12 protein-coding genes are annotated in these 14204 nt (G+C 62.9%); 5 read left to right on the top strand and 7 right to left on the bottom strand.

Annotation, left to right across the window (positions count from 1 at the left end):
- Nucleotides 1-81: 81 nt before the first annotated feature.
- Nucleotides 82-1923 (top strand): CHASE2 domain-containing protein, encoded by a 1842-nt coding sequence (locus tag DENOEST_RS18735; protein ID WP_197970661.1) that lies wholly within the window; start codon nt 82-84, stop codon nt 1921-1923.
- Between the two features lie 4 nt (nt 1924-1927).
- Complete coding sequence (locus DENOEST_RS18730) at nt 1928-2716, top strand: Crp/Fnr family transcriptional regulator (protein WP_145770347.1); 789 nt, start codon at nt 1928-1930, stop codon at nt 2714-2716.
- Here the strand turns inward: DENOEST_RS18730 and DENOEST_RS18725 are convergent.
- From DENOEST_RS18725 to DENOEST_RS18695, 7 genes are all read right to left on the bottom strand, one after another.
- The gene (locus DENOEST_RS18725) at nt 2680-3822 is read right to left on the bottom strand and encodes a glycosyltransferase (RefSeq protein WP_197970660.1); all 1143 of its coding nucleotides are present in this window, start codon (nt 3820-3822) and stop codon (nt 2680-2682) included. The two genes, DENOEST_RS18730 and DENOEST_RS18725, sit on opposite strands and share 37 nt — an antisense overlap.
- Nucleotides 3819-4985 (bottom strand): glycosyltransferase family 4 protein, encoded by a 1167-nt coding sequence (locus DENOEST_RS18720; protein WP_183148288.1) that lies wholly within the window; start codon nt 4983-4985, stop codon nt 3819-3821. The genes DENOEST_RS18725 and DENOEST_RS18720 overlap by 4 nt, the downstream gene beginning before the upstream one ends.
- Nucleotides 4963-6411 (bottom strand): mannose-1-phosphate guanylyltransferase/mannose-6-phosphate isomerase, encoded by a 1449-nt coding sequence (locus DENOEST_RS18715; RefSeq protein ID WP_145770345.1) that lies wholly within the window; start codon nt 6409-6411, stop codon nt 4963-4965. Before DENOEST_RS18715 ends, DENOEST_RS18720 begins: the two co-directional genes overlap by 23 nt.
- A 67-nt stretch (nt 6412-6478) precedes the next feature.
- Nucleotides 6479-7837: a TolC family outer membrane protein gene (locus DENOEST_RS18710; RefSeq protein ID WP_145770344.1), complete on the bottom strand. Its 1359-nt coding sequence runs from the start codon at nt 7835-7837 to the stop codon at nt 6479-6481.
- Nucleotides 7838-7841: 4 nt separating this feature from the next.
- Nucleotides 7842-9089, bottom strand: coding sequence for an HlyD family efflux transporter periplasmic adaptor subunit (locus tag DENOEST_RS18705; protein WP_145770343.1), 1248 nt, complete (start codon nt 9087-9089; stop codon nt 7842-7844).
- 6 nt (nt 9090-9095) lie between these two features.
- Nucleotides 9096-10832: a type I secretion system permease/ATPase gene (locus DENOEST_RS18700; protein ID WP_145770342.1), complete on the bottom strand. Its 1737-nt coding sequence runs from the start codon at nt 10830-10832 to the stop codon at nt 9096-9098.
- 343 nt (nt 10833-11175) lie between these two features.
- A complete protein-coding gene (locus DENOEST_RS18695) occupies nt 11176-11868 on the bottom strand; it encodes a phytochelatin synthase family protein (protein WP_170228161.1) in 693 nt (230 codons plus the stop codon).
- Nucleotides 11869-12027: 159 nt separating this feature from the next.
- Here DENOEST_RS18695 and DENOEST_RS18690 point away from each other — a divergent pair, with 159 nt between their 5' ends.
- The 3 genes from DENOEST_RS18690 to DENOEST_RS18680 all read left to right on the top strand — a co-directional run bounded on the left by DENOEST_RS18690 (nt 12028) and on the right by DENOEST_RS18680 (nt 14155).
- A complete protein-coding gene (locus DENOEST_RS18690; RefSeq protein WP_145770340.1) occupies nt 12028-12900 on the top strand; it encodes an LLM class flavin-dependent oxidoreductase in 873 nt (290 codons plus the stop codon).
- A gap of 128 nt (nt 12901-13028) precedes the next feature.
- The gene (locus DENOEST_RS18685) at nt 13029-13556 is read left to right on the top strand and encodes a nuclear transport factor 2 family protein (protein ID WP_170228160.1); all 528 of its coding nucleotides are present in this window, start codon (nt 13029-13031) and stop codon (nt 13554-13556) included.
- 56 nt (nt 13557-13612) lie between these two features.
- Nucleotides 13613-14155 carry a nuclear transport factor 2 family protein gene (locus tag DENOEST_RS18680; protein WP_145770338.1) on the top strand — a complete coding sequence of 181 codons (543 nt, stop codon included), beginning with the start codon at nt 13613-13615 and terminating at the stop codon, nt 14153-14155.
- Nucleotides 14156-14204 lie beyond the last annotated feature (49 nt).

Here is a 14204-nt window from a genome sequence, read left to right as displayed (position 1 = left end):
GCTCTCCCGGAGGTTTTCGCGTCGCCCATGGAAAGTCCCCCCCGCGCTTCGCCATTCCGCCGGAATCAAGTTTCCTGGTTGATGCGTGTCCTCATCGCCCTGCTGGCAGTGGTGGTGACCCTGGCGATCGAATGGTCGCCCTCGTCGCTGCCGATGATAGCGGCGTCAGATGCTTGGTTCCGTGATCAGACATTACGGTTTCTGGCCTCGGACCAGGCTGAGAACCGCCTGGCCCTGGTGGATATCGACGAGGCCAGCCTGCAGCGCCTGGGACCCTGGCCCTGGCCCCGGGACCGCCTCGCGGATGTGCTGGAGGTGCTGCTGGGGCGCTACGGCGCCCGTGCGGTGGCGTTGGACATGGTGCTGCCCGAGCCTGGTTCCGCGCCGGGGGACGATCGTCTTTCCTCCCTGGCCCGCCACGCGCCGGTCGTCCTGGCCCAGGCCCTGGATTATGTGGCCCGCCCGGTGCCCCTGCGTGTCGGCCATTTGGCAGGCCAAGACAGCGCGCTGCCGGAGGTCCCCGCTGCGTCTGCCAGCGGCTTTGTCGCCAACCACGCCGGACTGCGGGAGGCCCGCTGCATCGGCAACATCGGTTTCGTGCCGGACTCGGATGGGGTGTTACGCCACCTTCCCCTCATCAGCCAGTTTGAGTCCCACCGGCTACCTTCCCTCGCCCTGGCACTGATGCAATGTGCCGGGACAGCAGTTGCCGCGCCGACAGTCTCGCCCGCCGGTTTCTGGCGCCTGCCATTCGCCCGCCGCTGGTCGGCCTACACGGTGGTTGGCGCTGCCGATCTGCTGGCGGAGAATGCCCCCGATGGGTTGCTCTCCGGCCGCTATGTGGTGGTGGGTTCTTCCGCCCTGGGATTGAGCGACCGGGTCGCAACGCCGCTGTCTGCCTCCACAGCCGGTATGCTTGTGCATGGCGCGGCGCTTACCTCCCTGCTGGATCAGCAGACGGGCCAGACACCAACTCCCTGGCCCGGCAGATTCATCGCCGCGCTATTTGCCATTCTTTCCGTCGGCCTGGCCCTGGCGGCTTTCCCCCGCTGGTCGGCAGGCCGCAGCCTGGCCCTGCTCACCCTGCTCACCCTGTCCTGGCTGGGACTGGCGATGTTGCTCATTCCCCGGGATAGTGCCTTCTCGCCTTCGGCCCCCCTATTGTCCCTGCTGATCCTGCTGTCCATCGCCATCCCCTTTGAATGGGGACGTAGCCAGTGGGAAAGCCACCGGCTGCTGGACATGTTTCGCCACTACGTCGCCCAGCCGGTGTTGGACGAACTGCTGCGCAACCGGGACAAGGTGGATCCGCTGGCGCCAAGACATCTGGAGGTCACCACCCTGATTTCCGACATGGAGGGCTATGCCAGCCTGGTGGAGGGCATGCCCCTGCAGGAGGCAGTGGACCTGACCCGGGGCTTCCTGGATTGCCTGACGGTGCCAGTACTGGCCCATGGCGGCACCCTGGACAAATACACCGGCGACGGCCTGATGGCCTTCTGGGGCGCCCCCCTGCCGGTGTCCGACCACGCCGATCAGGCCCTTGATGCCGCCCAGGAGATTCGAGACCGGGTGGCCGCTTTCAACCGAAAGCGAATTGCAGCAGGCCAGAAACCGGTGCGCGTGAGAATTGGCATCGAAAGCGGGCTGGCGGTCGCCGGCGACCTGGGCACACCGTTCCGCAGCGCCTATACAGCCGTGGGCGACAGCGTAAACGTTGCTTCTCGCCTGCAGGAGCTGGCCCGGGACTTGCCCCATGACATTGTGATTGGCGCGACAACCGCCCGTCTGGCACGGCGCCATGCCATGCGGGCCCTGGGCGGCACATTGCTGCGGGGGCGCCAACAGCCCCTGGACATCTTTACCTTGGCCAGCCCGGCGGGAGACAATGGGCACTCCCCGTCCACTCCTGCGTCGATTTGAGAACATGCAGCCCCAGATCGAATCCATCGGCCCCTCGGCCGATCCCCTACAGCTCAGGAAGATACCCCTGCTGTCGAGCCTGACCGACGAGCAGATAACTCGGGTAGCGGCGGACATGCGGCTACGGCAGTACGCGCGGCGGGAGACGGTTATCCACAAAGGCTCCCCGGGTTCCGCCCTGCTCTTCCTGCTCTCGGGACAGCTACAGGTGGTGGATGTGACGGAGGACGGGCGGGCCGTAGGCCTCAACCTATTCAACGCCGGTGACTTTTTCGGCGAGATCGCGGTTGTCGACGGTGGGCCACGCTCAGCGACAGTGACGGCCCTCAACACGGCGGTGGTTGGCACCCTGCCGCGGGCCACCGCGCTCTGGCTGTTCTCCCACTGCCCCTCGGTGGCGGAACGTATCCTGGCGCACATGGCGGCGAAAATTCGCAGCGAGTCCCAGTTCCGTACGTTGCTGGGCATTCAGAGCATTTTCCAGCGGGTCTGCGCCTTGCTGGAGTTCTACAAGCGCACCCAGCCCGGTGGTCTGGAGGTGGTGGAGAACCTGCCCACACAGCAGGACATCGCCATCATGATCAATACTAGCCGGGAAACAGTTTCCAGAGTTCTGGCTGACCTCAGCCAGAGGGGTATCGTGGAAAAGGACATGCGTCGTTTGATCATCCGTCACCCCCAGGAGCTGAGAAATCTGGCACAGCAGGGGGAACCGGTGCTACGGGTAACCCGCATCACCGTGCGCCGCCAAGCACCTCAACCTGCGCCGCCCCGGCCCACCAAGGAATCATAGATACCCAGGGTCTGCTCGGCCATGCGCTGGACGGAAAATTCCTCCAGCGCCCTGCGGCGACCGTTCTCGCCGAGGGACCGGCGTAAGGCCGGATCGTCCAGCAAACACTGCAGCGCCTCGGCAAGGGCCACGGGGTCCTGCGGCGGCACCACCAGGCCGGTCTCCCCGTGCCGATTCACCCAGGTGACGCCATTGCCCAATTCGCAGCAGACCACGGGCTTGCCGCAGGCCATGGCCTCCAGTTGCACTAGACCGAAGGCCTCGCTGGAAGCGATGGAAGGAAGGCAGAAGACATCCGCCAGGTGGTAATAGGCTGGCAGCTGATCATCGCTGACATAGCCGAGGAACTTCACCCGCGCCGCCAGCCCCAGGGACACCGCAAGTTCCTTTAGTGCTGGCGTCAAGGGGCCGCTACCGCCCAGCAGCAGGGTGGCGCCGGGAATCCGCTCCATCGCCCGGATCAGGTATTCAAAACCCTTGTAGTAGACGTGGCGCCCAAGGGCAAAGATCACAGGTCCGGCGCCCTGACTTGCCCGCAAGGCACGGGCTTCCTGGCTCGCCTCGGGAGCAAGAAAGCGCCGATAGTCGAGGCCGTAGGGAACGACGTGCAGACGACCGGGCCGGCAGGCGCTCAGCTGGGTCGAGGCTGCCTGATGCCTTGGCGTGGCGCAGAGTACCGCATCGGCCCGGGCGACCAATCCGTCCAGCAAGGGCCGATAAATCCGCAGGGCGTTTTTTTGGCGAACAATGTCGCTGTGCCAGCTGATCACCAGACGAGGACCGGCTGGCAACGCCAGGTAGGCCAGGTGGGCCATGGGGTCCGGTAGGTGCAGATGCACGATGTCGTAGTGGTGGCGGGCGTGTAGGCGCCGGGCCAGCAAGGGCATGGTCGGACTGATGGCCGTGCTGGCGACGATGCCCAGGGAAGGTGCCCGATAAACATCGTAGCCATGGGGGCAGAGATGGTCGCCGCGCCAGCTCTCGGCGGCAACCAGGTTATCCACGTGGATCTTGTCCTTGAGCCGGGAGAGCAACTCGTCCACATGGCGGCCGGTCCCGCCCATGGCCTCCGAGAAGAAGCGGCCGAAATGCAGCGCCTTGATCATGTGGGCAACATCTGACGGTAGACGTCCAGTGTGGCATCGACACAGCGATCCCAGGAAAACTGCTGTGCCCGTTGGAGTCCCCGTACCACAAGTGATCCATGCAAAGCTTGGTCTTCCACCAGCTTCAGCATTGCCTCGGCAATTTCATCCGTTGAGCGGGGGTCCACCAACAAGGCGGCGTCACCCGCTACTTCAGGCAGAGCCGTGGTGTTGGATGTGATCACTGGCAAGCCTGACGCAAAGGCTTCCAATACGGGCAAGCCGAACCCCTCGTAGAGAGAGGGGAAAACCAGTGCGTGGGCCGATTTCAGCAGAGCAAGCTTTTCTTCGTTGGTTACGTAATTCAGCCAGCGAACCGTGCCTTTGGCCTCCAGTTGTCGGAGACGCGCAACCAGAGCCTCGCCCCCCCAACCGTGACGGCCTGCAATCACCAAAGGAAAGGAATTGCGCACCGGCAACGGTAAGGACTGATGGGCATCGATGATGCGCTCGAGATTCTTCCTCGGCTGCAAAGTTCCGATGAACAGGAAGAAACTTCCCGATAATCCGTGACGGGCCAGAGCCGTCTGCCTGACTGACTCGGCCAGCGATGCGGAAAAATTTCCATCCACCCCCAGTGGAATCACAGTGATGCGATTTGGATTTATCCGGAAGTACTCCACAAGGTCTTCTGCAGCACTCTCAGAGATGGCAATCACTCGATCTGCCCATTGCGTCGAACGCTGAAAAAACCAGTTCTTTGTGCGGCGAAAGCCCGGCGTGACCCAGTCGCTGCGCATCAGAGGAACCGGGTCCATCAGGGTCGCCACTACCGGCCGGCCCCGAAGGCGGGGAATGCGATGATCGGTGGCGTGGAATATTCTGCCCGTCAGGCCGTCGTCTGGAAAAGGGCGACCGATGATGGCGGCGCCCAGCAGATCGAGACCAAATCGGCCGGGAAAGGCGCACATGCCGGGTGCAAGACCGGCATCGGCATCATTGGAGAACACATAGGGGACTACCTGTTGCCGGCGAACCCTCAGGCCCTCCAACAAATGCAGGGTATAGGTACCGATGCCATCCAGATAACCGCTTTGCAGGCCCCGGTTGAGTATCGAGGCCCCGAGCGCAATGTCCATCCCGTCAGGCATTTTGCCGGGATCAGACCCGGCCGTAGTGGTCATCGAAACGCACGATGTCATCTTCGCCCAGGTAGTCACCGCTTTGGACCTCGATTAGCACCAGATCGACGACGCCGGGATTGAGCAGACGGTGCTTGTGGCCCGCCGGGATGTAGGTGGATTCGTTGGTGTTGATGTCGATTTCCCGTTCACCGTTGATCACCTTGGCCACACCGCTGACCACGATCCAGTGCTCGCTGCGGTAATGATGCATCTGCAGGGACAGCGCAGCGCCGGGACGCACCTCCAGGCGCTTGATCTTGAAACGACTGCCCTCCTCCAGGACGGTATAGGTGCCCCAGGGACGGGACACGGTGCGATGGGTGCGATAGCAGTCGTGGCCCATCGTCCGCAATTCGGTGACCACCTGGCGCACATCCTGGACATGGTCCTTGTGGGCAACAAGCAGGGCGTCGGGGGTATCCACGATGACCAGGTGATCCACCCCCAGGACGGCGACCAGACGATCCTCGCTCTGGATCAGGTTGTTGCTGGCCTTGATCAGTACCGTGTCGCCCTGGGTCCGGTTGCCCTGTTCATCCTCCGGCAACAAGGCACCCAGGGCATTCCAGGAGCCGATGTCGCTCCAGTCGAAGGCGGCAGGCACCACCACACCCCGGCTGGAATGCTCCATGACCGCATAATCGATCGACAGGTCGGGAACATCGCCGAAGGTCTGGGCATCGATTTCCAGTACCCGCCATTTGTCGTCCGATGCCTGCCAGGTGTTTTCCCAGCAGGCCATGAGGGCTTGATGCATCTGGGGTGCATGGGCGGCCAACTCCTCCAGCAGGGTGTCCGCCGTGAAGCAGAACATTCCGGAATTCCAGAAATAATTTCCGCTGGCGACGAATTCCTGGGCTTTGGCGAGGCTCGGTTTTTCAGTAAAGCGACGGATACCCCGCGCCAGGCCGGTCCCCAGGGTTTCCCCGCCTTCGATATATCCGAAGCCGGTCTCGGGAGATGCCGCCGGAATTCCAAAAGTGACGAGCTGGCCCTCGCCGGCGGCGACCACCGCCTCACGCACGTTCGCATGGAACGCCCGGGCATCCTGGATCAGGTGGTCGGAGGGCAGGACCAGCAGGGTGGCGCCGGGGCCATGGAGTTCCCTTGCCCAGAGGGCTCCCAAAGCAATGGCCGGTGCCGTGTTACGACCGAAAGGCTCCAGCAGGAAGCTCCCCTTGACATTGCAACTGGACTGTTCCACCACACGGTTGAATTCATCCTTGCTGCTGAAATAGTAGTCGCGATTGGTGATGGTCAGGACATCGGCCACATGGTCCCCACCCATCGCCCGCAGATAGGTTTTCGCCAGCAGGCTCTGGCCGTCCGGCAACTTCATGAAGGGTTTGGGATGGCCTTCCCTGGAGACCGGCCACAGGCGGGTTCCCGCGCCACCGGACAATACGATGGGTATCAGAGGATTCATTTTGTCATGCTATCGCAATGGGTGCAGCCACAGGGGCCTAGAAATTCACGAGGCGGCCTGATTTTCCTCATCGCACCGCCAGCCAGCCGTTCAGGTGGGCGATGTCCGCCTCGCCCAGGCTACCCACCGCCGCCTTGAGCTTCAGCCAGTTCATGATGTAGCCATAGCGGCTGCGGGCCAGATCGCGCTTGGCGGCGAACAGTTGCTGCTGGGCATTCAGGATGTCCACGCTGGTGCGCACCCCGGCCTGGAAGCCCTTGCGGGTGGATTGCAGGGCGGATTCGGCGGAGGCCACCGACTGGCGATAGGCGTTGATCTGGGCAACGCCGGTATTGACGCCGAGGAAGTACTGTCGGGCATCCAACACCGCCTTGCGGGTGGCCGATTCCAGTTGCTGTTCCACCTTGCGCTGCCCGGCCTCGGCCTGGCGCACGTTGGCACTGACGTAACCGCCCGCAAAGAGGGGCACATTGAGTTGCACCCCGACGGCCCGGGTGTCATAGCGGGTGTTGATGGAGACGTTGTTCTCGCTGTCGCTCTTGGAACGGCTGGCGATCAGATCCAGGGTCGGTTTGTGCTCCGAGCCGGCCTTGGCCACGTCCTGACGGGCGGACTCCAGCCCGTGGCGCAGGGCCAGTACGGCGGGATTGGCGCTGCGCGCCCAGGCCACCCACTGGCTGAGGTCGTTGGGTTCGGGGCTCTGGGGCACTGGCTTATCCGCCGCCAGGGTGGCGAGAGCCTGGGGTTCCTGGCCGGTAATGCGCTCCAGGGCGCGACGCGCCACCTCCAGACTGTTGGTTGCTTCCAGTTCCTGGGCAATGGCGCTATCGCGACGGGACTTGGCATCGTTGATGTCGGTCACCGTGCCCTCGCCCCCGACAAACAGACGTTCGGCCTGGGTCAGTTGCTCGACATAGGCCTGGTGCTGGGCCTGGGCCAGGTCCAGATTATCCTGGGCCAGCAGCACGTCCAGGTAGGCGGCGACGGTACGTACGATCAAATCCTGCCGGGCCGACTCATACACGGCTTCGGCGTGACTGGCCCGGGACTGGCCCTGAAGATAACCGGCCCAGTTGTAGGGCCGATAGAGGGGTTGACGCAGGCTGATGCCGTAGCTGCTGGAGGTGTAATCGTAGTTGTTGCCGCGCATGCCCAGAATGGTCATGCTGCGCTGATCGGTGCTGTTGTGGGTCTGAGTGCCGCTCAGGCTGACGGTGGGCAGAAGGCCGGCACGGCCCTTGTTGGCCTCCTCCTGGCCGGCGTCCCGGTCGGCGGCGGCGGCGGCGAAGTCCGCATCGCCACTGATCGCTTGCTGATAGATATCCCTCAGGGATACCCCGGCCAAGGCCGGAGCCGACCCCAGGGCGCACAGCAGACTGCCCAGGAGGGCGCTGCTGCGCAGGGTACTGCGTCGCTGGGACATCATGGCTTCAGAGTTCCTTGAGGGAGCTGGCGAAGCGATCTGTCAGGGGCTTGAGCAGGTAGTTCATCAGGGTGCGGCTCTCACCCTTGACGATGACTTCCACCGGCATACCGGGCACCACATGGCTGTTCTTGCCCAGTTTTTCCATTTCCTTCGGGGGCACGGAAATGCGCACCAGGTAATAGGGCATGCGGGTGGCCGGATCGGTGAGGCGATCGGCGGAGACGGTGACCACTTTGCCCATGATCACCGGGGTGGTTTTTTGGTTGAAGGCCGAGAAACGCAGGTCGGCCTCGATGCCCACCTTGACGTGGTCGATCAGATGGGTGGCCACCTGGGCCTCCACGGTCAGGGCTTCACCCTTGGGCACCACGTCCAGAATGTGGCCGCCGGGCGCGACGATGCCGCCCACGGTATGAACGGAAAGCCCCACCACGTAGCCGTCCAGAGGCGCCTTGATCTCACTGCGGGTCAATTCCTCCATGGTGGCCAGCAGACGGTCATGCTGGGCCGAGGCTTCCTTCTGGGCTTCACCCAACTGGGTTTCCACCTGTTTGCGGTATTCCTGCTCCTGCTGGAGGATGCGCAACCGGATCTCGGCGTGGGCTCGCTCGGTGTCCAGCATCTTGTTGCGGGGCACATAGCCCTCTCTAGCCAGTTCCCGCATGCCCTGCAACTGGGGCTCCAGGGCGGCGGCGCTTTCCTTCAGCACGGCGGATTCCTTGCGTTGGCTGGCGCGACGGGTGGCGAACAGGGCGGCCTGAATGTCCAGAATCTCAGCGACCTGCGGTTCTTTCCTGGCTGCCAGCAGGTCCTTGTCGAACTGGATGGCGCCCCGATTCAGGTATTCGGCCATCAGCCGGTTCTCCACGGCCCGGGCGGCCAGGTACTGGGCCCGCACGATGCCCAGGTTGGCTCGGGCCTGGGTGGAATTGAGCACCACCAGGGTCTGGCCGGCCTTGACCTCGTCACCCTCCCGCACCAGGATTTTTTCCACGATACCGCCGGTGAGGTGCTGCACGGTCTTGCGCTGAGACTCGATCGACACCACGCCCCCTGCGGGCACGCCCGAATCCAGGGGTGCCAGCAAGGCCCAGAGCATGAAGCCGCCGAAGCCGATCAGCAGGATCAAGAGGCCCAGTCGGGCCGGCTTGGAGGGGTCGGCATCGGGACCGGCCGGCGGGGTCGGCTCAGGCCGGGAGCTGGAGCCTTCGATCAGGACGGGGGCCGAGGTGTTTTTCAGTTGCAGTGTCATGGCAGATCAGATCGTGGCCGGTGTGGGGTTGGATTGCTGGACCTGCTGCTGCGCCTGTTGTTGAGCCTGCTGCAAGGCTCTCAACACCTCGTCTCGTGGCCCGTAGAGCTGGGGCGTACCCTCCCGCATCAGCAGCAATTTATCCACCACCGCCAGGACACTGGTGCGATGGGTGATCAGGATGACCGTCTTGCCCCGCTGCTTGAGATCCAGCACGGCCCGCACCAGGGCGGCTTCGCCGGCGTCGTCCAGGTTGGAGTTGGGTTCATCCAGTATCACCACGGAGGGATCACCGTAAAGAGAGCGGGCCAGGCCCACCCGCTGGCGCTGCCCGCCGGACAGCATGCCGCCGGCCTCGCCGATGGAGGTGTCGTAGCCCCTGGGCAGACGCAGGATCATGTCATGGACGCCGGCCTTCTGGGCGGCGGCGATCACCTGCTGGGAATCCACCTCGCCGAAGCGAGCGATATTCTCGGCGATGGTGCCGTCAAAGAGTTCCACATCCTGGGGCAGATAACCGATAGAGGGGCCCAGTTCCACCTTATTCCAAAGATAGACGTCCATGCCGTCCAGACGCACCTTGCCGGCCTGAGGTGGCCAGATGCCCACCAGCAGGCGGGCCAGGGTGGACTTGCCGGAGGCGCTGGGGCCGATGACCCCCACCACTTCGCCGGCACTGATGGAGAGGTTGACGCCCTTCAGGATCGGAGGACCGCCGCTGGGAGCGCCGGCAAGCAGGTTCTCCACGCTGATGGCCCCCAGGGGCTTGGGCAGGGACATGCCGGACAGGCGCTCGGGGAAGGCGGTCAGGAGATCATCCAGGCGCTGATAGGCGGCACGCACGGAGATGAGTTGTTTCCAGGTACCGATGGCCAGTTCCACCGGGGCCAGGGCGCGACCCATCAGGATGGAGGCCGCGATCATGGCGCCGGGAGTGATGGTGTTGTCGATGGCCAGCAGGGCACCCAGGCCAAGAATGCCTGATTGCAGGGACATGCGGCAGAACTTGGTACCCGCATTGATGATGCCGGCCCGGTCGCTGGCCTGACTTTGCAGGGTGAGCATGTCGGTCTGATAACGGGCCCAGCGCCGACGAATATGGGGCAGCATGCCCATGGCCTGGATCACTTCGGCATTGCGCAGGTTGCTGTTGGCGCAGTTGCTGGCGGCGATGGCAGCACCATTGGCCTCGGCCAGGGGCTTGCGGGTGGCGGTTTCGGTGACGTAGGCCAGGCCAAAGAGAATGATGGCCCCGATCAGGGAAAACAGTCCAAGCAAGGGATGCAGGAAAAACACCACCACCAGGTAGATGGGCGCCCAGGGTGCGTCAAAGAACGCGAAGAGGCCGTTGCCGGTGAGGAACTGGCGCACATTGGCCAGATCCCCCAGGGCTTGGCCCGGATTACCCCCCACCTTGACCAGATTGCGCTCGAAGGCCGCAGAAAATACCCGGGGACTCAGCTTGGCGTCCAGGGCATTGCCGACCCGCACCAGCAGCTTGCTGCGCACATATTCAATCAGGCTCATCAGCACGTACAGGCCCAGCATGATCAGGGTCAGCATCAGCAGGGTCATGGAGCTGCGGCTGGCCAGCACCCGGTCATAGACCTGGAGCATGTAAATGGAGGGAACCAGATACAGCAGGTTGATGAAAAAGCTGAACAGACCTGCGCTCCAGAAGACACGGCGATAGGCCAGCAGTGCCTCGAAGAGCTCGGAGCGGGGCGCGAGAAGTTTTTTCATCCTGGGATCATGCCGGGGCCGGACTGAAAGAAGGCCGACATTCTACTTCATGCCCGAATGAGGCCTGCTCCTGCCTGTAACAGGCAGTAAGTCTTTACCGGAAAGGGGGGCTGGCATGGGTTGTTGCCACCAGAGGGCCTCCCATTACCCTACTCCCAATCCCTCCCCGACGAGGGGGCTGGCGGCTCGCACTGACCAGCCCCCGAGGGAAACACCGAACAAGTCTCCATGCGTCATTCCGGCGAACACCGGAATCCAGGGGAATCAACACACTAGACACCGTCCCCGGACAGGTCCGGGGTGACGTTCCTTCGCCGGTGTGACGGACTTAATCAGCATTTCCCTAGGGCTGTATATGGCTTTCCACCACCACCATTCCTCGCCGCTTCCCCGAGTCCGGGTCCAGGGTATCCATGGCCCGCAGCAGATCAGCCAGACTGATCCAGGTGGGCGGATACTTGAACTTGGCCACGTCCAGGATCAGCACCGAATCGCTGGCAGGATCGTAGGCTCCCAGGGGCGACTGGTGCCCGGCGCCCATCTGATTCAGCATCCGGCGGTCGTAGTTGACGATGATTCTGCTCCCCGGGGATGCCATGGCATCCCTCACCAGGGCCCGCACACCTGCCAGGTCCAGCTGGTCGGCGTGGTAAGCCCTGGCCCTTACGCCCAGGGCCTGGAGGAAGTTCGCCATCTCGTCCAGGGTCATGCCCCGGTTGGCCACCTGGTCGCGGCGTTTCACCGCTTCGCTGGCCGAGGTAAAGATATTGTCCTGGGTGAAATAGGCAAAGGGTCGGCGGTGCGGATCCTCGGGGCGCGGTACACCCAGGCTGTTGAGCACCGCCGCGATGCTGGCCGGGCCGCAGAAGGCCAGGTTCTGCTGGCTCTCCAGATGGGGCTGGAGCTTGAAATAGGCGCCGGGCGCTTCGGTATGCAACAGCCGCTCGGTGCCGGCCGGGCTGTCCAGGAACAGGGGTTCGGCGGCGTGCCCAAGGAGCAGCCAAAGCAACAGGGGGGCAATCAGTAGTGATTTCATGACATGAGGTTTTTCGAAGAATTCCCGGATTCCCGGTCTGGGCAAGGCTTTGCGCATTTATGCAACGTGTCCTAATTCCCAGAAAGTCGGACGAGTTTGTTATGATCTTGCGAGCAAATACCGACGGTCAATACAACCCAAATCAAGGAGACAGGGTGCATGCGTTTCGTCCTCGAACTCGGCTTCAGCCACTATAGCGAATTTGTCCCCCTGGCCAAGGCAGCAGATGAAGCAGGCTGGAGCGCAGTGGCCATGCCCGACAGCCTGTTCTTTCCCAAGCTGTCGGAATCGGACTATCCCTACGCCGATACCGAAGCCATCCGTCAGTACATCGGCGGCACGCCCTTCATCGAGCCGTTCATTGCCATGGCCTCCATGGCGGCGGTGACCCGGAACATCAAGATGTACCCCGGCGTGATGAAAGTGCCGGTGCGCCAGCCCCTGGTGCTGGCCAAGCTGCTGACCTCCCTGGCAGTGATGTCCGACAACCGGCTGATGCTGGGGGCTGGCCTTTCCCCCTGGAAGGAGGACTTCACCTACAACGGCGTGGATTTCGAGAAGCGCGGCAAGCTGATGGACGAGTGCATCGCCATCATCCGCGGCTGCATGAGCGGGGAATATTTCGAGTTCCACAGCGAGAACTACGACTTCGGCCCCCTCAAGATGAATCCGGTGCCCACCCGGCCGATCCCCATCCTGATCGGCGGCCATGCCAAGGTGGCCCTGAAGCGTGCAGCCCGCAGCGGCGACGGCTGGGTCTCGGCCAACACCGATTACGAAACCCTGGAGAAGCTGATCGTCGAGCTGAACCAGTACCGGGAGGAGTTCGGTACCCGCAACCGGGAAGACTTCCAGATCCACGGACTGGAGTTCTCCGCCCGCACCATTCCCGATTTCCAGCGCCTCGCCGCCATGGGCGTCACCGACGCGGGCCTGATTCCCTGGGATGTGACCAACCCCAAACTGGACTTGCAGGGCCGGCTCGATGCGGTACGCCGTTTCGGCGACGAGATCATCGCCAAGATAGCCTGATCCCCTGCCTTAAGGGCACTATGGAACAAATCGGGCATCCGTTTTGGACAAGTTTTCCCGGTAGCAGGCGGCTGTAATGGACGGTCGCCGCCGCTGCGGCTTTCATGGCTCACAAGGAGGAGAACAAAATGACAGACATTACCCAGGAACTGGCGCAGATCAAGCGGGATATCCAGGTACTCAAGGACACCGAGGCCGTCCGCAACGTCAAGCACGCCTATTTCCGCTGCGTGGATACCGCCAACATGGCCGAGCTGCAGGATCTCTTCCACCCGGAGGTGAGAGTCCATTTCAAAGGCGGTACCTACGAATGGGTACTCAACAACCGCGCCGAATACCTGGAGGCCATCGCCAACGGCTTCCACTCCGAGGCGGTGGGCCAGCACAATGGCCACCACCCGGAGATCAAGATCCTCAGTGAGACCGAGGCCACCGGCACCTGGTATCTGCACGACATCTTCTGGAATATGGACGAGAAGAAACGCACCAATGGCACGGCGCTCTACCAGGACAAATACCTCAAGACCGATGGCCGCTGGCAGATCATCGAATCCACCTACGAACGGATCTACGAGATCATCGACTACGACATCCTGCCGCAAAACCTGACGGTGCATGTGCTGGGCAAGACCGGGCGTAAACTCAAGCCGGCCTGAATCCCCAGCCCGGGGCCGGCGCCTGAGGCGCTGGCCCCCTTTTTGGAATTAACGATATGACCGACCTGGCACAGGAACTTTTGCAACTCAAACGGGATATCCAGATCCTCAAGGATATCGAAGCCATCCGCAACGTGAAACACAAGTATTTCCGTTGCGTGGATACGGGCAATATCGACGAGGCGGTCGAGCTGTTCCATCCCGAGGTGCGGGTCCATTTCATCGGCGGCACCTACGAATGGACCCTCAACGGCCGCGATGAGTATGTGGAGACCCTGGCCAAGAACTTCAACGCGATGACCGTGGCCCAGCACAACGGCCACCATCCGGAGATCACCGTGCTGAGCGAGACCGAGGCCAGCGGCATCTGGTATCTGCACGACATCTTCTGGAACATGAAGTTCAAGGCCTGCACGGTCGGCACCGCCCTCTATCGGGACCGATACCGCAAGAATGCGGAGGGCCACTGGCAGATCATCGAGAGCACCTATGAGCGCATCTACGAGATCCTGGAGAAGCCCGTGGAGCCCCCCAACCTGACGGTGCACATGCTGGGCAGGACCGGCCGGCCGGCGCCCAGCCGTTCCGACAAGCAATAGGCGACAAGGCTCGCAAACAAAAACGGCGCGACGGGAAGTCGCGCCGTTT

It is taken from the genome of Denitratisoma oestradiolicum, from assembly GCF_902813185.1.
GTDB classification, from domain to species: Bacteria; Pseudomonadota; Gammaproteobacteria; order Burkholderiales; family Rhodocyclaceae; genus Denitratisoma; species Denitratisoma oestradiolicum.
Note: the sequence above shows the minus strand (reverse complement) of the source record. Positions and strands in the feature narration are given on the sequence as shown.

Coding starts and splice junctions, on each gene's coding strand:
- DENOEST_RS18735 (WP_197970661.1), top strand. CDS start 82: ATGCGTGTCCTCATCGCCCTGCTGGCAGTGGTGGTGACCCTGGCGATC.
- DENOEST_RS18730 (WP_145770347.1), top strand. CDS start 1,928: ATGCAGCCCCAGATCGAATCCATCGGCCCCTCGGCCGATCCCCTACAG.
- DENOEST_RS18725 (WP_197970660.1), bottom strand. CDS start 3,822: ATGATCAAGGCGCTGCATTTCGGCCGCTTCTTCTCGGAGGCCATGGGC.
- DENOEST_RS18720 (WP_183148288.1), bottom strand. CDS start 4,985: ATGACCACTACGGCCGGGTCTGATCCCGGCAAAATGCCTGACGGGATG.
- DENOEST_RS18715 (WP_145770345.1), bottom strand. CDS start 6,411: ATGAATCCTCTGATACCCATCGTATTGTCCGGTGGCGCGGGAACCCGC.
- DENOEST_RS18710 (WP_145770344.1), bottom strand. CDS start 7,837: ATGATGTCCCAGCGACGCAGTACCCTGCGCAGCAGCGCCCTCCTGGGC.
- DENOEST_RS18705 (WP_145770343.1), bottom strand. CDS start 9,089: ATGACACTGCAACTGAAAAACACCTCGGCCCCCGTCCTGATCGAAGGC.
- DENOEST_RS18700 (WP_145770342.1), bottom strand. CDS start 10,832: ATGAAAAAACTTCTCGCGCCCCGCTCCGAGCTCTTCGAGGCACTGCTG.
- DENOEST_RS18695 (WP_170228161.1), bottom strand. CDS start 11,868: ATGAAATCACTACTGATTGCCCCCCTGTTGCTTTGGCTGCTCCTTGGG.
- DENOEST_RS18690 (WP_145770340.1), top strand. CDS start 12,028: ATGCGTTTCGTCCTCGAACTCGGCTTCAGCCACTATAGCGAATTTGTC.
- DENOEST_RS18685 (WP_170228160.1), top strand. CDS start 13,029: ATGACAGACATTACCCAGGAACTGGCGCAGATCAAGCGGGATATCCAG.
- DENOEST_RS18680 (WP_145770338.1), top strand. CDS start 13,613: ATGACCGACCTGGCACAGGAACTTTTGCAACTCAAACGGGATATCCAG.